The organism is Ruegeria sp. AB11, from assembly GCF_056536325.1.
Genome location: NZ_JBQFJO010000002.1, coordinates 286,097 through 305,841 on the forward strand (window position 1 = coordinate 286,097; position 19,745 = coordinate 305,841).

A 19,745-nucleotide genomic window follows, 5' to 3' on the forward strand; every position below is an offset into this window, starting at 1 on the left:
TGACATGATCCTTCGGGGCAAATGAAACTCAAACCATAGGAGCAAGGACATGCGCGAATTTTATGATGTAGTGATTATCGGTGGCGGTAATGCCGGGTTTGGAGTGTCGGCCGTTGCGCATGAAGCCGGGAAATCCATCGCCTTTATCGAGGCCCGCGATTTTGGCGGCACCTGCCCCAATCGCGGCTGCACGCCTAAGAAAGTGCTGGTAGCAGCCGCCCACGCCATGCACGAGATCGAACGGGCCGCAACCCACGGGATCGACGTTGGCAAGCCACGGTTGGACTGGGCCAAACTGATCCAGCGGGAAAAGGATCTGATCGGGTTTATTCCGGACGCGATGCACGGGCTGGCCGAAAAACGCGGCGATGTTTTTCGTGGCACCGCGCGCTTCGTCGGACCGGACAGCGTCGATGTGGATGGTCAGGTCATCCGGGGCCGGAACATCGTCATTGCCACGGGATCGAAGCCAAGACCGCTGCCTATCCCCGGGGCCGAACACATGATCACCTCGGACGAGGTGTTGTCCGACCCTACCCTGCCGCGTGAGGTCGTGTTCATCGGCGGTGGTGTCATCGCAATGGAGTTCAGCCATGTCTACGCGCGTGCAGGGGTACAGGTGACGATCCTGGAGGCACTGCCGCAGCTATTGCCGCGTCTTGACAGTGACGCCGTTACCGCTTTGCGTGCCGAAACCGAACGCCTTGGCGTTGTTGTCAAAACCGGAGTGTCGGTGACGGCCATCGAAAAGACCGCCGATGGCCTAGACGTCCGGTTTCAGCGTGAAGGCCGCGACCAGAGCGTGACCGCCGAGCGGGTCGTCAACGGCGCGGGCCGTATCGCCAATATCGACGGCCTGAACCTGGAGGCTGGCGGCGTCGACCATGACGGGCTGCGCATTCTGATCGACGACACGATGCGGTCCACCTCGAACTCCACGGTCTGGGTGGTGGGTGATGCCGTCGCACATTCGGCGCAACTGTCCCCTGTTGCGACCTATGAAGGCCAGATCGTCGGCCACAATATCGTCAACGGCCCCACAAAAAAGCCGGACTACAGCGTGATCCCCAGCGCGGTCTATACGGTTCCGGCGCTCAGTTCCGTTGGCCTGACAGAGGCCGAAGCCCGCGAACGCGGTCTGGATGTGGCGGTCACGGTGTCGGACATGTCCGGCTGGTTCTCGGCCAAGACCTATGCTGAATCCGCAGCTTGGTCCAAAGTTCTGGTCGATCAGAACAATGACCGGATCGTGGGTGCCCATATCCTTGGGCATCATGGCGACGAGTTGATCCATCTCTTTGCCATGGCGATGCGCCACGGCATTCCCGCCAATGACCTCAAGACCTCGCTTTACGCCTTTCCGACCTTCGCGGCGGATATGAAGTCCCTGATCTAGGGTATCATCCGGCAAGCGAGATATTTCAGGAGGAGAGCCGTCATGAAAGATAAGGTCTGTATGATCACCGGAGTCGGCGACGGAACCGGAGCATCGGTTGCCCGCCGGTTTGCACGGGATGGGTACCGCGTCGCCTTGCTGGCCCGGAACACTGCGCGTTTGTCGGAGCTTGAAAAGGAACTGCCCGGCGCGCGGTCCTTCGCCTTCGACCTTGAGGACCTCGACCAGCTTGTCCGGGTCTGCCAGCAAGTGAATTCAGAGATGGGCACGCCCGAGGTGATCGTTCACAACGCCGTTCGCGCCACGTTCAAACCCTTCATGGAAGCGGACCCGCAAGAGTTGGAGCGTAATTTCCGGGTCAACACCACAAGCCTTTTGTACATGGCCCGCGAACTGACTCCAGCCATGGTGAAGCGCGGCAGCGGCGCGATCATTGTAACCGGCAACACGGCCGCACTGCGCGGTGTTCCAAATTACGGGCTTTTTGCTCCGACAAAAGCCGCACAAAGGATCTTTGCGCAGGCGCTTGCCCGCGAACTGGGACCGAAGGGCATCCACGTCGCCTATGTGGTGATCGATGCGGCCATCGACACGCCGTGGACCCGCGTGCCTTTTAACGCCGATATGCCCGAGGAGTTTTTCAGCAAACCCGACGCCATCGCTGCAGAGGTCTTTCATATCGCCCATCAGGACCAGTCCACATGGTCCTTCGATGTGGAGCTGCGGCCCTTCGGGGAAAAATGGTGAGTCTTTAGCTGGTCACTCGCAGGCCGATTGAGTTCAATCAGATATGCGGACTACCCAGTGATCGGAAGACGCCTTTTTTCCCCAATACGTGGGCATGGGGCAAAGGGTTTCAGTGTTCAGCCCTGGCACCTGGAGGATGGGATCAACAATGTGCCTGTCCGATTCTAAAGTCTAGGTATTGCTGATGTATTCGTATGTTGTCGGACCGTTGAAAGGAAAACGAAGATCCATGAATGACAATCCGGCCTTCAAACATAGCCCGTCGTCGACAGCATTTTGACCATTCGGCAGACAGGTTGCGGCAGCCCGTCGTTGCCAAGTGTTCAGCACGCGAAAACTTGGATCCGTATTATTCCGGCCATTCCAGCAGAATGATCTTGTAGCTGGGGCTGTTTCGGTAGTCTGGGAACGCTTCTTCGATACTCGAAAAAGCTGAATTCGACGCCTCAACTTTTCCTAAACGTTCCAGCGCAAGAGCCTCATGAATTCGCCCCGGAAGGAATCGGGGATTTCTCGTTACCGTTCGCCGAAAATTGGACAGAGCAGTTTCGAAGTCACCAAGCGCAAAGTAAGCCCGCCCAAGCGCCAGAGTGTAAGTTACGCTGTAGTTTGGATTTAGTTCAATCGCCCGATGGATTGCATTCAGCGCCCCTTCTCCGTCCGATGCCGCGGAGTGGATCATCGATTTCCACAATAGTGCATCGGCAAAATTCGGATCCAGGGTGATCGCAGTTTCTACTGACTTTTGCGCTTCGGTAAGTTCCCTGTGCCATCGGAGAGCCCAAGCAAGGTTGGCGTGGGCCATCGGCAAACGTTGATCAATCCTGATTGCCTTGTTGGCAAGTTCGACGGCGCGTTCGATTGTCTCGCCTTCGGAAGAGTTAATCCCACTGAGAAACGCAAATGTCAGCGCGCGAGCCTTCCAGGCATACGCCTCTGCATAATCCGGGTCGGCGTCAATGGCACTCTGGAACAGCGCGATGGCCTCGGTAACGCCTGCTGCATCAAGATGCCAAAATCGCTCTTGACCGCGAAGGTATAGATCATGAGCCTCGACGCTGGCCGTGTTTCTATGGCTCAATCGTTCTACTTCAGCATCGGTCAGAACCACTTCCAAGGCACTTACGATCTGAGCGGTCACCTCGTCCTGAACATCAAATACATCCGAAACGCCCCGATCAAATCGCGCGGCCCAGATGTGACCCTCGGAGGCGACATCAATCAGCTGGGCGGTAATCCTCAGGCGGTCGCCTTGCTTGCGCACGCTGCCTTCCAGAACGTAACGGACATTCAGATCGTTTCCGACCTCTCGGATGGTGACCGACCTGCCCTTGTAGACGAAGGTGGAATGCCGGGCGATGACACGAAGTCCCGAAATCACAGACAGATCCGTAATAATATCTTCAGTGATGCCGTCGCTAAAATACTCCTGCTCCGGGTCTGCGCTCATGTTGTCAAACGGAAGTACCGCAACCGAATGATCGGTTGATGGAAGAGGTGAAGGCATTTCCCCAGAGTCCTGGCTGAACGCTGACCAAAGGAGAAAAGACATGCCGGCAAAAACGGCCACCAGTGCTGGGTATGCAAGACGGCGCGACATAAGCGCGGTGCCCGTTTGATCGGAACGCTCATTCTGGTCCGAACACTCAGACATGCGCATTGTGATGACCGGCACGTACCCACCCTTCGGTAAATCTATGAGGATCGGGTCGTTCTTGCCCATTGTTGCATAATAGTCGGCAATTCTGGACCGCAACCGCCCGGCTTCAACCCGAACGATTGCATCCGTGGCCGGGTCAAAATCCTGTCCTCGATCAAAGACATCTATGCCGATAGAGAATTGGTTTAGGTCAGAATCCTTGCGCGCTAGAGACCGTTCGACAATGTACCGCAGGAATTTGCTTTGCCGGTCGGCCTGTGCGAATGCCCTGTGGTCGAGAATGCGCTCCAGCTGCTCCCGAACTTCTTTGGTGTCGATATTGTCAGAATTCGCGATCCGAGCCCCCTGACCTGCCACTCTGTCTAACATACGCAACCGTCTCAAGTGTGTCTAACAACGGACCTCGACGCTTCGATCGGTCTGCAACGTAGCCGCAGATACCTATAAGCAATTACTTTTAAATACTTTTCATGAGAGTTACGCCAGCTGGTAACTCTACGATAACCGCTACGTACTTCCGGGTTTCGGATTTTGTTCGCACCTTAAACCCAATCCATTCATTGCAAAGGAAAGGGCGACCAAATGACCGAAGCGTTTACTCGCACACGCAAGTTAGTGAAGCAGGTCAGAACCTTTCTTTCCGATTGGGACGAGGCCATCCACGCAGACCCTACGGATCAATTGCTGTTTCGTATTCAGCAAATGGAAAGGCGTCTCGACAATTTGGAAGCGTCCGAAACCGCTTGCGCTGACACAATCTCCGTCAGGTGAGCCAAGCCAGAAAGGAACCAAAAGATGTCCGTTGATCAGATTTTTTTGTTGCAGTTCGCTCTTAGTCTCGTGGTCTGCACGCTTGTTGCGATCCGAATTTCGCCAGTACTGAACAAACTTGAGTGGCCGGATGCAATGTTCTGGCTGACAGTTCCTCATGCGCTACGACATCTGGGGCTGGTTTTCCTTGTTCCTGGCGTGGTCGCGGAATCGATGCCCGGCGAGTTTGCTGCGGAAGCAGGCTACGGAGATCTGAGTTCAGCAATCGCCGGCATACTGACGCTAATCGCATTGTGGCGTGGCTGGGCCATCGCTGTACCTCTCTTGTGGGTGCTAAATGTTGTCGGCGTCTTTGACCTTATGAACGCGCTGAGGCAGCTTGAGGCCGTTCCGCATTTCAACGCGGCCTGGTACATCCCGACCTTTGTGGTCCCGGTTCTTCTGGTTACACATGCGATGATGATTATTCGGCTGATCCGTCATGCAACAGGGTCTCGATTAACCGCTGAGCAGCCACAATAAAGACACCTATTGTATCCGTGAAACCAGAAAAGGACGTGCATCCTCCAGGACGCGCGTCCCTGCCAGGGCCTACCTTCCGCGATTGCTGGAACTTACCCCGATTGAAAGGGCCCGATTTAACTCCAATGGTGAGGACGCAATGATGCCTACTGAACAGTTCCTTCCGTCAACACAGCGCGGTCGACGACTAACTGCGCAGTGGGTCGGCGCATTCGCGCGCCAGGTGCGAGCGCATCTATCCCTGAAGTTCTTCAACAAGAAAATCGAGAAACACCCGGACCTTCGACATCACGTAGCGCCGGGAGGGATAAACGGCGTAGAGTCCGGTTTCGTTCGGCGTCCAGTCTTCCAGAGCCGTACTCAGCCGTCCCGCGGCAAGATCTTCCGCGACATACATACGAGGGACAAGGCTCAGACCGAACCCGGCACGCAAGGCATCCCGGACCGCAAGGCTGGAGGACACCTTGTAGCGACCGCGAACGGGGACTTTGACGGTTCGCCGGCCCTGCATGAACGTCCATTGAACGGCATGGTCCGACAAGGTGAACTGGACGCAATTGTGCTGCGCCAGATCCTCGGGCCGGGTTGGACGACCGTGCTGTTCGAAATAAGATGGTGCCGCGCAGACGACGTGATCCATGATCATCAGCTTTCGCGCAATCAGCCCCGAGTCCTCAAGATTGTCGCTCCCGCGCAGAGCTACATCAAACCCTTCTTCCACCAGATTGACCCGCCGGTCATACAGCCTCAGATCCAGCGTCAGATCGGGATAACGGTCAAGAAACTTCGGGATTTTTTCCGACAGGCCGATCAGCGTCACCGTAACTGGTGCGCTCACACGCAAAACGCCCGATGGCGTATCCTGAATGGCCTGAAGTGTTGCGTCGGCCTCATTCAAATCATCCAGGACTTGCACGACACGCTCGAAATACAGCGTGCCGGCCTCGGTCAGACTCATGCGTCGGGTCGTGCGATTGATCAGACGCGCCGAAAGATGCCCCTCCAACTCACCGACATTCTTATTGATCGCAGCAGGAGACAAGTTCAACTTGCGCGCCGCAGCTGCGAAACTGCCAAGCTCGACCACGGTTCGAAACACGGTAAGGGCGGTCATACGGTCCATGATTGTTTACTATAAGTGAAGTAAGACTTCATCGATAGCCGTATTCTCTACTTTCATGCATCTCTGTATTTCTTAAGGCATCAAGCTGCGTAGGCGATTTTGGCCACGCATCCACGACAGGACAGAACGTCCGAGTAGATGACTAGGAGTCCCGAAATGCAAACATTCAGAACCGCCCACCATCCAATCGAACCGCTCTTCCTGGATCGCTGGTCCCCACGCGCATATGAAGCAAAACCCATGCCCAATGCCGATCTTCTGACCATCCTTGAAGCAGGCCGTTGGGCGCCCTCGGCATTCAACGTCCAGCCCTGGCGATTTCTGTATGCCCATCGCACCGACAAACATTGGACGGATTTCCTGTCGGTGCTGGACCCAGAAAACCGGCAATGGGCCGGATCGGCGTCGGCACTGATCTATCTGATCTCGGACACGGTGATGCCAGCTGATGAAGACAGGCCCGAGATGATCTCGAAATATAACAGCTTCGATGCTGGGTCCGCCTGGATGCAGATGGCGCTTCAGGCATCCGCGCTCGGGTATGCCGCCCATGCCATGGCGGGCCTCGATTTCGAACATGCGACTACAGTTCTGGGTTTGCCGGACCGGTTTCGACTTGAGGTGGGGATCACTATCGGCCGCCCCGCCGAGGCCATTCGGCTTCCGCACGATCTGCGTGTGCGCGAGTTGCCTAGCAACCGGTATCCGCTTGAGCAGATTTCCTACCCTAGTCCCTACCCCGCCCGCTTCACCGCACTCGCAGCAGAATAGGAGGCTCCTATGTCACGCCACCCAAACACAACCGTCGAACCTCGGGAGGTCGGAACCGATCTGCATGTCCACGGCTTGATGCTGTTGGCGACTTTTCTGGTGGCCACGTCGTTTCCGGTGGTGGCCGCCATCACAGACAGTCTGGATAGTGTTGTGCTGACCTTTGTGCGGTTCACGCTTGCGACACTGCTATTCGCTCCGCTGGTGGCGTGGCGCTTCGGCATCGTCCGTCCCAGCCTGCGCGACCTGTTGCGCTACAGTCTGCTCAGCCTTCTGCTGGTCACGTTTTTCTGGTGTATGTTTGCATCCCTGAGAATGACCACACCGCTGAACACGGCGGCAATCTTTTCGGTAAGCCCCGTCATTACCGCAGGCATGGCAGCGATCCTATTGCGCGAACGGATAACACGAAGCGCGCGAATTGCGCTTCCCCTCGGCGCGATTGGCGCGATTTGGGTGATATTCCGCGGTGATTTGACCGCACTTCTCGCACTGCAGATTGGCATGGGCGACCTGTTGTTCTTTGCAGGCACCATGGCGCTGGCCAGCTATACCACATTGGTCAAGGTTTTGCACAAAGGCGAGCCTATGGCCCAGATGACATTCTGGATATTGGCCACCGGATCGATCTGGCTTTTGTTAGTGTCGCTGCCCCGTCTTGGTAGTGTTTCCTGGGCCGAGATCCCGATACGCACTTTGGCAGGCATCACCTATTTGTCGGTCTTCACCACCATCGTCACCTTTTTCCTGTTTCAGTGGAGTACAACCCACATCGGCCCTACCCGTGTGATGTCCTACACGTTCCTCAACCCGACTCTGGTGCTTGTGATCGGTTTATTTGCGGGAAACACCCTGCCACCATTGGCAACCTGGCCGGGCATGGTGATGGCGATCGCAGCTACAGTCATTCTCCAGTCGGACTTCACCCGATGGTTCGGGTATATGAGACGGGTCGTGCGGCCTGTCGCGCCGAGTTAAGCCAATCGAATTCAACTGCTGTCCTGGGAAACGAAAGGATCGCGAAATGCCAAGTGTTCAACATCGTCTTTTTGCCACGATCCACCGTCCCGCCTTCCAGTGTCTGACCAGTCCTGACCGGACCAAACCAAGACTGCCAGCATTTGGCCTCGGTGGGTTAGTGGGCCTGCTGATAGCTCCGAATGCAACACAAGCGCATGTCCGTTGGTTTGTCGATCCCAACAGCCCCGAGGTTGCAACATTCGAGCCTTATACTCTGTTCGACCCCGCTGTTTTGATCTGGATCGCGATCGCAACTGTCTTGATTGGAACTGCAATCTTCCTCGACTCTCGGTTGCCGACGGTTCCGATCGCCAACACCAAAATTCGCCATGACGTCATGGAGTTGATGCGGATCCTTACCGGTATTTCCTTTCTTTTGACCGCGTATGATGGCGCGCTGGTCGCCCCTCACCTGCAGGCCCATGGCGGCTTTGGGCTGTTTCTGGTGTTCCTGCAGGCCGGGATCGGGATTCTCTTGCTTAGTAACCACTTCCTGCACCATGCCGCGATCCTGATGCTGATCCTGTTCATAGGTATGATGATCCAGTTCGGCGTCGTTCGGTCGTTCGAATATGTCAACGTCGTAGGTATCGCGCTCTTCCTGCTCTTCAATTATTTCCCGACCGATGAATTGCGCGCAAAATTGAAACCATACTCTGTAGACATGCTGCGGATATTTACTGGGCTTTCGCTGATCATGCTCGGTATTTTTGAGAAGCTGCATGGTGCCGCGCTCGGCCAGGCATACCTCTCTGAGTATCAATGGAATTTCATGCAACTGCTTGGCTTCGACTGGTTCAGCGACAGGCTCTTTGTCCTTTCTGCCGGGGTTATGGAAGTTGTTTTTGGTCTCATCCTGGTTCTGGGCGTTGTCACCCGTCTGAACATCCTGGTTGTTGCCGGGTTGATGCTAATCTCCAACGCTGTGTTCATCTTGCAAAACGAGCAGGACGAAGCGCTTAAAGAACTGATTGGCCACCTGCCCATCATAGCAACCGCGCTGATCCTGCTGCTGTTGGGATACGGGCAACGGCTGAAGATCACAGCGCGAAGATCTGCCAAGGTCGCATTGGCCTGATCTACGGGTCGGGTCCGTCAGCCGCACATCTGTTTCGGAGGCTACGATGAAACTACCCAGAAAACTTGAAATCCCGCTGATGTACGTCCTCTATTGGACCCTCGGTTGCCTGTTTCTCGGTATACTGATCGCACCTGCGGTCAGAACCTTTGACGCTGATCCATCTGTCGACCGCGCGCATGGCCATGCACAACTTCACAGCCAAGTCGAAGTTGATCCAGACAACGCACTGGAAGTGTCGATCGAAGTTGTTAAGGACGCGCTCGCCGGTTGGAATGTCTACGTGGCTGTCGAGAACTTTCGGTTTTCACCTGAGCGGGTCAACCAAGCCAACACACCAAACGAAGGGCACGCCCATCTCTACCTGAATGGCAATAAGGTCACGCGGCTCTAAGGAACCGCATTTCACATGACGGGATTGCAACCGGGGCAAAACGTCGTCTCAGTCAGTCTAAACACGAACGACCACTCTGATCTGGTGTTGGGGGGCGAACCAATTGAGGCTGCGGCGTTGGTCGTTGTGGGTGATGGATGAAGGGTTTTGTCGTAACGGGGTTTTTCCAGCGGCTTCGGCACTTTCTTCACCCCCAAGCGACATTGACACCACAACAACCTGTAGCGCGCACCGTTGGCTGCCGTAACGCAAACCTGAAACTGTTAGTGACGAAAGAAGAAGATCTTTCTTTTCAGATGCATGGAAAAATACGCGCCAACGCGTCACAATAGGTGGCCGTGAATCGTCATCGGTACATTGAAGAACACAGTGACGCCAAAACAGCCGACAATGTACACCGGAGCCGACAGAAGGATCAGGACCATCCAGCGCAATGACCGAATAGCCAATGATCAAAAGCGAGACCGGTGCCATGCCCAAAAACAAGCTCATGAACACCCAGCGGTAAACTTCGCGATTGATGACTTGCATGGCCCTTGCGCCTGCGCCAGTGACCGCATGAGAAAATCCGAAAACGCAAATAACACTCCGCCGATTAGCGCATAGGCCAGAATTGCGAACTGAATCATAGCTACAAAAAAACGGGGATATGCCTGACCTCTGTTTTTGGATGAGGAATGGCGGGAAGCGAAATGCATCCCGTAGATTACCTCTGAGATCAAACGCTTAATGACCAGGCACCAGAAGCAGCAGCCTTCACCGCATAGTCGTTGAAATCTCGTGGCGCTCGGCCCAGGGCACGTTGAACGCCGTGGGTGAGATGGGCGTTGCGACCGTCCAGAGTTTCGCGGGCGATCGCTGTAAAGACATCGGCGACAAAGTCGTCTCCGGCTTGAGCGACATTAGCGTGGAAGTCTTCGAAGGTAATCGGCACGTGCTGAACAGGGCGCCCAATCGCCTCAGTCAGCGAAAACGCCATCTCGGCGAAGGTCATGAGGCGCGGCCCAGTGACTTCGTAACGTTCTCCCATATGCCCGTCTTCAGTCAGCGCGGCAACGACCACATCAGCGATATCGTCGATGTCGATGATCGGCTCAGCGATGTCACCGCCAGGCATGGGCAGAACGCCGCCAAGGATCGGGTCGCGCAAGTAACCTTCCGAAAAGTTCTGCGCGAACCACGCAGACCGCACGATGGTAAACCCAACGCCGGAGTTGCGGATCACCTCTTCGCCCATAGTAGCAAAATGTTCGCCCCTGCCAGACAGCAACACGATGTGCTGCAACCCGGTGTCCAAGGCCACCTTTGCGAAGCCTTCCAGCTTTTCGATGGCACCGGGGAAGGCCAGGTCAGGGAAAAAGGTGACATAGGCTTTGGAAACGTCAGTCAGGATCGGTGCCCAGGTCGTCGGATACTCCCAGTCAAACGGCGTGTCCGAACGGCGTGCGCCGCGCCTGACGGTCATGCCTTTCGCTTCGAGTTTCGTGGCGACGCGTGATCCGGTTTTTCCAGTGGCACCGATGACTAGGATTGGTTGCTTTGTCATTTTTGCATCCTCCGAAAGCTAAGCCGCACTCGCACGGACTTGGCCAACCAGGATCGACCAATCCATGCCCAGGGCACCGTAGACATCCCAGGCCTGATTGCTCGCATTGTCGGCGAGAATTTCGATCATCAGGCTAGCACCATCGGCGACAACAACCCCGGCCTGGGTCAGACGGACCAAAGCGGTCTCGCGCTTTGTCATATTGAAGGTGCCGCTGGCATCCACAGCGACATAAGCCTCAAACCCCTCGCGCACCGCCCTCATTGCAGGAAACGCCGCGCAAACTTCGAGGGATAAGCCCGCGAAAATCAGCTTGCTCCGCCCGGTTGCGCGAATGGCTTCTTCCACCCGTGGGTCATCCCACGCATTGACCGTTGTGCGGTCGATAAAAGTCTGGTCAGGCAGAGCATCCTGCAGTTCAGGGATGGCAGGCCCCCATAACGTCTCTGACGAGGTGGTGGTTGTGACAATCGGCAGGCCAAGGGCCTTTGCGGCCTTGGCCAGACCAACAATATTGTGTTTCAGATCGGCAATCGAATAGTCGCGGATGCCGGTCATCAGCCCGACCTGATTGTCCACAAACACGACGGCGGCATTCTCACGGGTCAACGGTTCGGGGTTGTGCAAAGGGGTCATGGTTTTCTCCTTTCTGAATAGGTCTTTGGTGATGATGATTTCAGTCGATTGATCCGAGGCGACCGGACCGGTAGGCCGCCTCGACTGCATCAAGCTCTTCCGTGCTGCCCATGGCGTATGGACCTCGTTGGACAAAGGCCTCGCGAAGAGGCCGGCCCCGGAACAGGACGATGTGCGCGCCGTCTTGCGCGGAGAACGAGATATTCGTTGCTCCGGCGATTGCGATTGCGTTGCCGGGCTGCAGATCGGAAGACCCTGCGTTCCACGTCACGCGGGTGGTGCCCTTGATGGCGAGGATCCAGGCGTGTTGGTCCTTGTCGCCCGTATGCGTAAACCGGCCACCGGGAATTATGTCGATATCAAGCAGTGTTAACGGGTTGTCCGGCGCAACAGCTCCCTGAAAACCGCCGCATTCACCAAGAACAAGCCGTGCAGTGGCGCTGTCGCCAGCAAGCCGTGGAATGTCCTTCGCCGCCACGAGAAAGGCGGCAGGAGCGTCATGCCGGTGCTCAGCCGAGAGATTGACAAAAACCTGCAGGGCGTGGGTTCTTGCGCCGGGACGGGGCGCTTCGTTGTGCAGTGCCCCGCGCGCTGCCTTGAACCAATAAAGATCACCGGGCGCCAGATCGAGGTCATTACCGATGGAGTCACGATTGTGAAACGCGCCTTCACTGTCCTCGAACATAACCGTCACGGCGGACAGCCCGGCATGAGCATGTGTCCCGAAGGTGGGCTGCGTCATGGTGAAATGATCCACCATGATCAGCGGGTCCATCAATCCCCGGAAGTCTGCGTGCTGATAGCTTTTTGCCTGAAAGCCGTCGCCAATCGTGAGTGGGCGACCCTCACTTTGGGCATGGGTTTCGCAAGGGACGCCTGCGAGCTTGTCGATAGGTTGCGTGTTCATGTCAGTCTCTCGCTTTTGTTGGAATGATAATAAATGCGAGACAATCGAACGAAAATCAGCCAATATCAGAACCTATCGTTCTATTGGTAGAACAATGAGAGGTGTCAGGATGGATCTCAACGACGCATTCTATTTTGTTCAAGTTGTTGAAAAGGGCGGCTTCTCCGCCGCGGCGCGATCGCTGAACGTCCCGAAATCGCGCCTCAGCCGGCGTGTGAGACAACTTGAGGATGACCTTAATGTCCGCCTCTTGCAGCGAACATCGCGCATCGTCACAACGACGGAGATTGGAGAGGAATACTATCGCCATGCCAGAGACGCGTTGACCCGGTTCGAGATCGCCGAAACCGCCGTCCGGCGCAAAACCAACATTATTGAAGGCACCGTCACACTGTCCTGTTCTGTGGGGATGGCGCAATTCGGCCTCGATCAGATCTTGCCTCGTTTCTTGCAAGACAATCCCGGCGTGACGGTCGTACAGCGGGCGTCAAATCAGATGGAGGATTTGATCAAGGGCGGCATCGACGTGGCCATTCGCGGCCATGTGGACACTCTGCCGGACTCAAGCCTGATCCAGATGCGGTTGGCGCGGGTGGTATGGCACCTGTTCTGCTCGCCTGAGTTCAATGACACTTTGGATCAATGTGACGATCCGACTGCGCTGGCAGATCACCCGGCCTTGGTCCTTGGTCGGCCTGAAAAAACACACCAATGGGTACTAACGGACGGAGATGGGCAAACTGCATCGATTCCGTGCCAAATGCGCCTCGCCAGCGATGACATGTCGACGCTCATAAACGCAGCAGCCTTGTCCCTTGGGCTTGTCGCTTTGCCAGCCTATGTGTGTCGATCACAAGTAGATGCCGGAACGCTGGTGAGGGTTCTGCCGGGTTGGACAGCGGGCCATCCCCAAATCAGCCTCTTGATGCCATCGCGAAAAGGCATGCTGCCGGCATTAGAAGCTCTCCTAAGTTTCTTGAAACAGGAATTGCCGACCGTTCTGGCAAGCGATCTACCAGCAGCGGCATAGCAAATTGTCAATCGGTCGCAGTGCACTCGAATTGCACCCGCGCACTAAAACGGTGCAAATCAGTTCATCGACTATCAGTGTATATGGGCTATTCTCTCCAAGGCTGTATCCATCTCACTTCACATCCTCCCATAGTTGCGGCTTCTGAATCGCCCTAAGTCGCTGCGTTCGCCTGCATGACAACCGGCCCATTCCGGCATTGGCCATCCCTCGAGCGCTGCTCTGCAGCTTCTCCAAAGTGCTCCTTCGGCAACCCGTGTCTTATGCCCCCTCTTCATAGCGCTTACGTTCTGCATCCGTTGCGCTGCGCCACTCCGCGCGAAGCAGGTCCATTCGCCGAGGAATACTGTCTTCAAGGACCTCCGCCTCAATGATCCGTTCTGTCCGAAAGTAACGAAAACCCTGTCGCATTTCGCACCACGCGGCGATGATGCGGCTGGTGTCCCGATAGCCCAGCAATATGGGCCAGATCACACGACTGGTCTTTTGGCCCGAGTTGTCTGAGTATTTCAGGGCTATCTTCTTGCGGCGCCGAATGGCCAGACGAATGGCCGCGGCGCCGAGTACTTCATCCGGCTGAACGACGGGCGCGACGCTGACTGCCGGTTGAAGAAACGACGTCCGGTACCTTTCAGGTGCGACAGCTTCCAGCTTGGTGATCAGCTTCTCAGCCGCCAGTGCAAGCTCGGGTTCGCCTCGGGTCTGGACCCACAGCACGCCAAGCATAACGGCCTCGATCTCGTCCGGGGTGAACATCAGCGGTGGCATGTGAAAGCCGGGCTCCAACACATAGCCGACCCCGGCCTCGCCATTGATTGGCACGCCCTGCCCCATCAGCGCAGCAACATCCCGATACACCGTACGTTTGGTTACGCCCAGTTCGTTACCAATGGACTGGGCTGAGATCGGGCCCTTGGCACGTCTCAGGATCTCGATGACTTCAAATAGCCTGTCGCCGCGCCTCATGGGATCTCCTTTCGATGAAACAGATCATACTGACACCATACTGACAACACGCTGTCAGCATAGGCGCGGTAGAAGCAGGAAAGACATCCAAAAAACGGAGACCAGGATATGAGACGTTTCATTGCTCTAACCCTCGCTGCGGTTCTGCCAACAGCGCTCGTTGCGGAGTCGGCGGAGCAGCCGGGAACCGCGCCGATCATGGCCATGGGCGCCTATGTGCCGACCGATAACATGGAGGAGTCTGAGGCCTTCTACCGCGCCCTGTTCGACAGTGAACCGACAATCGGGCTACCTGAATTCGTGGCGTTTAACGTGGCTGGTGGCTGGTTCGCAATCGTGTCACGGGACAAGTACGCACCGGGGTCCGAGGCAGGTTTGGGCGCGGTTCCCTACCTGCAATCCGCGGATCTTGAGATCTTGTATGCCCGTGCCGTTGCCGCCGGAGTGACCACACCGAAGATCATTGAAGAGCCGGGCATCCACCTGCTCAAGATCACCGATCCGAATGATCAACTGATCGAGTTCTTCAGACTGACAGATCAGTGACACTCTCAACACTACGCGCTATCTCAACGGACATCGCACCATGCATATGAACTACTGCGTCGTCGGCACCAACGACATGGGCGCCGCAACGCGCTTTTATGACCAGCTATTTGGCCAAACAGGCTTGGAGCGCATCTCGCCCACTGACAGAATGACATACTGGCTCGGACCTGATTTTGCTTTCGCAGTTGCCATCCCGTTCGACGAAAAACCTGCCACCAATGGAAACGGAACCATGGTCGGCTTCAGCGTCGGGTCGGCTGAAGAGGTTGAAAGGCTGTACGCATTGGCCGTCGAGCTTGGTGGCAAAAGCGAAGGCGAGCCGAACCAACGTGGACCGCGCTTCTCGGCCTACGTCAGGGATCTGGACGGCAACAAGATCTGCCTCTCCGCCTGAGGCAGGTCGCAAGTGAAGTTTCCAATTGAAATGACAAGGTTTTGAAACTCGTTCTTTTGGGCGCGAATGGGCGGACAGGTAAGCTTGTACTCGAAGCTGTGCTCGCATAGGATGCTTGATCCGGTGATAGCAGGTGTCTTGACCATGCCCTCTGGTGATGTGCGCGAACCGATAGAGATCGTTCTTGCGCTGTTGTGTTTTTGGGTTGCAATCCAAGAGAGGCAAAAGAAGGCGGGTAACAAAAACAATGCTACGGCGTAGCCCCCCAGAGTTTTGCCGCATTGCAATCTCATCATAAATGTTTGGCCATTCGTTCCTAGGGATTGGGTGGCCGCACCTTTCTTCGCGTGGTGAAGTGAACCTACTTGAGCCTGGATTTCAGATGGTGAGTTAAGATTTGAAAACCCTCGTCAGGTGATGGCGGTACAAAATGCCGCGCGATACGTCGAAACTGTTCATCGGTTGCGGCAAAGGCATGGGCGCCTTCTTTGTTGCGCCCGTGCAGCCTATCCAGACAGACCTCGTCCGGCACATCCAGAAAGTGGAGTATCTGCGCCGCCCCTGTACCTTTATTCAGCCCACGCGCCCACCTTCGGTTTTCGAGGGTATTTGCCGGGAAATCGAGGACGACCGAAACCCCGGCGACCAGCATTGATGTTACATGTGGGCCCATGATCTGACTAAGTTTCGATGCGCATCTCACATAGTCCTGTAGTGAAGACATCTCGTCACCAAACAGGGCGCTCAGCCATTGATCTTCGGAAATGAGAACTGCTGAATTTTGGCGCGACAGCTCCGCCGCCAGAGTGGATTTTCCGGAAGCGACTTTGCCGCACAGCAAGTGGAGAGTTGGGACCGCATGTGACATTGAGGCTTCCTATGTGTTTCTACTTTTCTGATCGCCTAGCCGCTCCGCAAGCTGGTCGAATACCAGTCGGATCCGCTTTGCGGTGTGCAATTCCGAGTGCGTCGCTAGCCAAATCGGAAACCTGAAGGGCTCGCGGTCTGGCAAGACTCTCTCAATACCGGGTGTTAATGCGGCTATATCATCCGACATCACACTGACGCCAAATCCGTGCCGCACCATCTCCCACGAAACGATCCCGCTTTGCGAACCGATCCGGAAGTTCTGCCTTGTGACGTCGATGCCGGCCGGGTTTAGGAATCCGACCATTGTGTCCACATCTCCAAACCCCACGAAGTCCAGTTTGGCGAGGTCGTCTGCGTTTTTGGGACGCCCAACCTGGTCAAGATACGAAGGTGCCGCATAAAAGTTTGCTGTCGCCTCTGCCACAAGTCTTGCAATCAAATCTGGTTGCGTCGGGCGTACATGTCTGATGGCGATATCGGCTTCACGCCGTTGAATATCACGTATATCATTTGCAGCGACAACATCGATTTCAAGACGTGGCGCCGCAAGCCTGATCTGCTTCAGGATCCGCGGTAACTGAAACGCTGACATCACGTCGGACGCAGTGATCCTGACTTGCCCTTCGATAGCTTGTGACTGGCTTGTCGCGGTCAGTGAGATCCTGCTCGCAACATCCGCCATTTCCCGAACGTGCAACAAAAGTTCGGTGCCAGTAGCTGTCAGTTTCAGCGACTTACCAACCCGTTCAAACAAGGTGATGCCAAGCGACTGCTCCAGCCCTGCAACCTGGCGACCTACTGTAGGCTGAGTTTGCTCAAGCACGCGTGCAGCCGCGGAGAACGAGCCCTCTTCCGCTGTTGCGAGAAAAGACCGCACCTGGTTCCAGTCGAAGTTGATGGCCTTCCAATTCATGCATTTATGCATAACAGTTCTGCGAACTCTGGCAATTCCATAAGACCGCGTTTGAAAGTATCGGGTGCAGCAAACACCTATTAAAGCGAGGAATACCATGGCTACTTTGTCCAAGGACGCCGCATTCTGGAGCAAGATATCGCGCAAGTACGCGGCTGATCCTATCCGGAACATGGAAGGATACCTGAACACGCTCGAGCGTACGAAGTCTTATCTCAAGGCGGAAGACAACGTGTTGGAAATCGGCTGCGGGACGGGTTCAACGGCACTGATGCTTGCGCCGAACGTTGCCCATGTTACCGCGACCGATCTTGCGCCTGGTATGATCGAGATTGCCAATGAAAAGCGCTCGGAAGAATGCCTGGAAAACGTAACATTCAAAGTGGCTGAAGTTCTGGAGCATCGACTTGATGTGGGATTGTATGACGCAATCCTGGCACATAACCTGCTTCATCTCGTGCCTGACCTCGAGGATGCGCTCGCGCATATATTTTCATTGACGAAGCCCGGCGGAGTTTTCATTTCAAAAACAGTTTGTGCGCCGGAGAACGGAGGTGTCAAATATGCGGCAATCAGTCGGATCGCGATCCCAATCATGCAGGCTCTTGGGAAAGCGCCCTTTGTTAACTTTATCTCCGCGCAACAACTCGAACGAAAAATTGTCAACACCGGCTTCGAGGTAATAGAGACCTCGGATCAGGCCGGAATGCTGCCTAGTCGATACGTTGTCGCGAAAAAGCACTGAGTACGTTGCAACCAAGTTTCGAGACGCGAAATACGAACGCTCCAATCGAAAACAGATCGGGATCTCAATCGCTTTGCAGATATCTGTAATTACCTGTTGTCTCGCTGAGTGAACCAGATTGCATGAGGCCTCCACGGGCTTCAACTGATGTCCAAATCGCGGTCATGACTATGCCCATGGGTCGGTCACCTCTTCGAATTGCGAAAATCTCGGTATGCCGGGGCGGGAAGCCTTCAACGTTTAATGGGACGAGTGCGCCGGACGCGAGGTCCTCACTCATCATATGTTCTGGGATGTCTTGGGCACACCTCTCAAACGGATCGGTCCTATGCACAGCCAACCACAAACCAATCCTGAAGTCAGTTGCCCACGTCAAAAGATTGCAGTGAGATCCGTATGTTAAGCTATGTCAAAAACTCTATCGGGTTATTAATCCCCTTACCCACTTAACGCGCAAAAGTAACTCATTTTGCTTGTTACATTTGCCCTACCTCAGAATATCTATCATATCTGATAATATCCCTTATTACGTGTGATTGATTTTGCCCTGAAATCGGGGTAGAATGGCCCTTATGAAACCCCCTGCCCCGTATCTACCGACCGCCTCCCCTGCCCTGTCGCAGGCGGATCAGGAGGCGCTCACTGATCTTTATGTGCGCGGCACACCGGAAAACACGCTGCGGGCATATGAACGGGATCTGCTCTATGTGACAGCGTGGAAACAAGCACGGTTCGACGCCGCATTGGACTGGCCTGAGGCCGAGGCCACCGCCCTGGCCTTCATTCTCGATCACGCCCGGGATCTGAATGACGCACCAGAAACGGATGTGGCGCGCGAAACCGCAGAAGCGCTGATCGCTCAGGGGCTGCGCAAGTCCCTCGCCTGCCCTGCCCCGTCAACGCTGGACCGGCGCATCGCCTCCTGGCTGGCCTTTCATCGAATGAAGAACCTGATTTCGCCCTTCGACGCGCCCCAGGTCAAGCAAGCACGCGCCCATGCCCGCCACGCCGCTGCCCGGCCCCCGGCCCCAAAATCGCAGCATCCGATCACCCGCGATGTACTGGAACAGCTGCTGGCCACCTGCCACGGCACGCGCCGCGATGGCCGCGACCGGGCGCTGTTGATGCTCGGCTGGGCTTCGGGCGGTCGGAGGCGCTCGGAGATCACCGAGTTGATGCGCGAGGATGTCTCGCTCAAGGAATTTGACAAGAGCGGCGTCGTCTGGCTCTCGCTGCTGGAGACCAAGACCACCCAGAAGGGCGAGACCCCGCGACTGGTGCTGAAGGGGCGCGCCGCGCAAGCCTTGGTGCATTGGATCGAGATTGGCGGGATCGAGGATGGACCGCTGTTCCGCCCTGTCTCAAAAGCGGATCGTGTGCTGAAACGTCGTCTGAGCCCGGATGCGATTTATCAGATCGTCAAACACCGCCTGAAACAAGCCGGATTGCCCGAGGATTTTGCCTCGCCCCACGGGCTGCGCTCGGGGTTTCTGACTCAGGCCGCACTGGACGGTGCGCCCATCCAGGCCGCCATGCGCCTGTCACTGCACCGCTCCCTGGCCCAAGCGCAGAAATACTACGATGACGTCGATATCGCGGAGAATCCAGCCACAGATCTGTTGGGGTAAGTTGGGGCTAAACGAAGAAGGCGGTAACCCATGGGTTACCGCCATTAAAATCAAAAAACGCAAGCATGGGTAACCCGCG

Annotated in this window: 21 protein-coding genes; 12 read left to right on the top strand and 9 right to left on the bottom strand. The window is 55.9% G+C overall.

Features of this window, described 5'->3' with window-relative positions:
- Positions 1-49: 49 nt before the first annotated feature.
- A complete protein-coding gene (locus tag ACR3EJ_RS20880; protein ID WP_170547035.1) occupies positions 50-1,396 on the top strand; it encodes a dihydrolipoyl dehydrogenase family protein in 1,347 nt (448 codons plus the stop codon).
- Positions 1,397-1,438: 42 nt separating this feature from the next.
- Positions 1,439-2,143, top strand: coding sequence for an SDR family NAD(P)-dependent oxidoreductase (locus tag ACR3EJ_RS20885; RefSeq protein ID WP_170547031.1), 705 nt, complete (start codon positions 1,439-1,441; stop codon positions 2,141-2,143).
- A 349-nt stretch (positions 2,144-2,492) separates the two neighbouring features.
- Here ACR3EJ_RS20885 and ACR3EJ_RS20890 read toward each other — a convergent pair whose 3' ends face one another.
- Positions 2,493-4,172: a tetratricopeptide repeat protein gene (locus ACR3EJ_RS20890; RefSeq protein WP_170547028.1), complete on the bottom strand. Its 1,680-nt coding sequence runs from the start codon at positions 4,170-4,172 to the stop codon at positions 2,493-2,495.
- A 426-nt stretch (positions 4,173-4,598) separates the two neighbouring features.
- Between ACR3EJ_RS20890 and ACR3EJ_RS20895 the strand changes: the two genes are divergently transcribed.
- A complete protein-coding gene (locus ACR3EJ_RS20895; RefSeq protein ID WP_170547025.1) occupies positions 4,599-5,096 on the top strand; it encodes a hypothetical protein in 498 nt (165 codons plus the stop codon).
- 235 nt (positions 5,097-5,331) lie between these two features.
- Here ACR3EJ_RS20895 and ACR3EJ_RS20900 read toward each other — a convergent pair whose 3' ends face one another.
- A complete protein-coding gene (locus tag ACR3EJ_RS20900) occupies positions 5,332-6,219 on the bottom strand; it encodes a LysR family transcriptional regulator (RefSeq protein WP_480423478.1) in 888 nt (295 codons plus the stop codon).
- Positions 6,220-6,375: 156 nt separating this feature from the next.
- On the opposite strand from ACR3EJ_RS20900, the gene ACR3EJ_RS20905 reads away from it, so the two are divergent.
- Genes ACR3EJ_RS20905 through ACR3EJ_RS20920 form a run of 4 tightly spaced genes read left to right on the top strand, consistent with a single transcriptional unit; the run spans position 6,376 to position 9,482 of the window.
- Positions 6,376-6,990, top strand: a complete 615-nt coding sequence (locus ACR3EJ_RS20905) for a nitroreductase family protein (protein WP_170547019.1) — start codon at positions 6,376-6,378, stop codon at positions 6,988-6,990.
- 9 nt (positions 6,991-6,999) lie between these two features.
- Positions 7,000-7,968 (top strand): DMT family transporter, encoded by a 969-nt coding sequence (locus ACR3EJ_RS20910; protein ID WP_170547016.1) that lies wholly within the window; start codon positions 7,000-7,002, stop codon positions 7,966-7,968.
- A gap of 46 nt (positions 7,969-8,014) precedes the next feature.
- On the top strand, positions 8,015-9,088 hold the full coding sequence (locus ACR3EJ_RS20915) for a DoxX family membrane protein (RefSeq protein ID WP_170547013.1): 1,074 nt from the start codon (positions 8,015-8,017) through the stop codon (positions 9,086-9,088).
- Positions 9,089-9,134: 46 nt separating this feature from the next.
- Positions 9,135-9,482, top strand: a complete 348-nt coding sequence (locus tag ACR3EJ_RS20920) for a hypothetical protein (protein WP_170547010.1) — start codon at positions 9,135-9,137, stop codon at positions 9,480-9,482.
- Positions 9,483-9,539: 57 nt separating this feature from the next.
- Here ACR3EJ_RS20920 and ACR3EJ_RS20925 read toward each other — a convergent pair whose 3' ends face one another.
- The 4 genes from ACR3EJ_RS20925 to ACR3EJ_RS20940 form a co-directional block, all read right to left on the bottom strand.
- A complete protein-coding gene (locus ACR3EJ_RS20925) occupies positions 9,540-10,013 on the bottom strand; it encodes a hypothetical protein (RefSeq protein ID WP_480423481.1) in 474 nt (157 codons plus the stop codon).
- A gap of 187 nt (positions 10,014-10,200) precedes the next feature.
- Positions 10,201-11,028, bottom strand: a complete 828-nt coding sequence (locus tag ACR3EJ_RS20930; RefSeq protein ID WP_170547007.1) for a Rossmann-fold NAD(P)-binding domain-containing protein — start codon at positions 11,026-11,028, stop codon at positions 10,201-10,203.
- Between the two features lie 18 nt (positions 11,029-11,046).
- Entirely contained in the window at positions 11,047-11,664 is a 618-nt protein-coding gene (locus ACR3EJ_RS20935) for an isochorismatase family protein (protein WP_170547004.1), read from the bottom strand.
- A 40-nt stretch (positions 11,665-11,704) separates the two neighbouring features.
- Positions 11,705-12,571, bottom strand: coding sequence for a pirin-like C-terminal cupin domain-containing protein (locus ACR3EJ_RS20940; RefSeq protein WP_170547001.1), 867 nt, complete (start codon positions 12,569-12,571; stop codon positions 11,705-11,707).
- A gap of 109 nt (positions 12,572-12,680) precedes the next feature.
- On the opposite strand from ACR3EJ_RS20940, the gene ACR3EJ_RS20945 reads away from it, so the two are divergent.
- Positions 12,681-13,601: a LysR substrate-binding domain-containing protein gene (locus tag ACR3EJ_RS20945; protein WP_480423484.1), complete on the top strand. Its 921-nt coding sequence runs from the start codon at positions 12,681-12,683 to the stop codon at positions 13,599-13,601.
- A gap of 261 nt (positions 13,602-13,862) precedes the next feature.
- On the opposite strand, the gene ACR3EJ_RS20950 is transcribed toward ACR3EJ_RS20945, so the two are convergent.
- Entirely contained in the window at positions 13,863-14,567 is a 705-nt protein-coding gene (locus ACR3EJ_RS20950) for a helix-turn-helix transcriptional regulator (RefSeq protein WP_170546995.1), read from the bottom strand.
- A gap of 108 nt (positions 14,568-14,675) precedes the next feature.
- On the opposite strand from ACR3EJ_RS20950, the gene ACR3EJ_RS20955 reads away from it, so the two are divergent.
- Positions 14,676-15,113, top strand: coding sequence for a VOC family protein (locus ACR3EJ_RS20955; RefSeq protein WP_170546992.1), 438 nt, complete (start codon positions 14,676-14,678; stop codon positions 15,111-15,113).
- 40 nt (positions 15,114-15,153) lie between these two features.
- A complete protein-coding gene (locus ACR3EJ_RS20960) occupies positions 15,154-15,510 on the top strand; it encodes a VOC family protein (protein ID WP_170546989.1) in 357 nt (118 codons plus the stop codon).
- A 361-nt stretch (positions 15,511-15,871) separates the two neighbouring features.
- Here the strand turns inward: ACR3EJ_RS20960 and ACR3EJ_RS20965 are convergent, their stop codons facing one another.
- Positions 15,872-16,378, bottom strand: a complete 507-nt coding sequence (locus ACR3EJ_RS20965) for an ATP-binding protein (RefSeq protein ID WP_170546986.1) — start codon at positions 16,376-16,378, stop codon at positions 15,872-15,874.
- Positions 16,379-16,387: 9 nt separating this feature from the next.
- Positions 16,388-17,293: a LysR family transcriptional regulator gene (locus ACR3EJ_RS20970; RefSeq protein WP_170546984.1), complete on the bottom strand. Its 906-nt coding sequence runs from the start codon at positions 17,291-17,293 to the stop codon at positions 16,388-16,390.
- Positions 17,294-17,390: 97 nt separating this feature from the next.
- Between ACR3EJ_RS20970 and ACR3EJ_RS20975 the strand changes: the two genes are divergently transcribed.
- Entirely contained in the window at positions 17,391-18,038 is a 648-nt protein-coding gene (locus tag ACR3EJ_RS20975; protein ID WP_170546981.1) for a class I SAM-dependent methyltransferase, read from the top strand.
- Positions 18,039-18,610: 572 nt separating this feature from the next.
- On the top strand, positions 18,611-19,666 hold the full coding sequence (locus ACR3EJ_RS20980) for a tyrosine-type recombinase/integrase (RefSeq protein ID WP_170546978.1): 1,056 nt from the start codon (positions 18,611-18,613) through the stop codon (positions 19,664-19,666).
- Positions 19,667-19,745 lie beyond the last annotated feature (79 nt).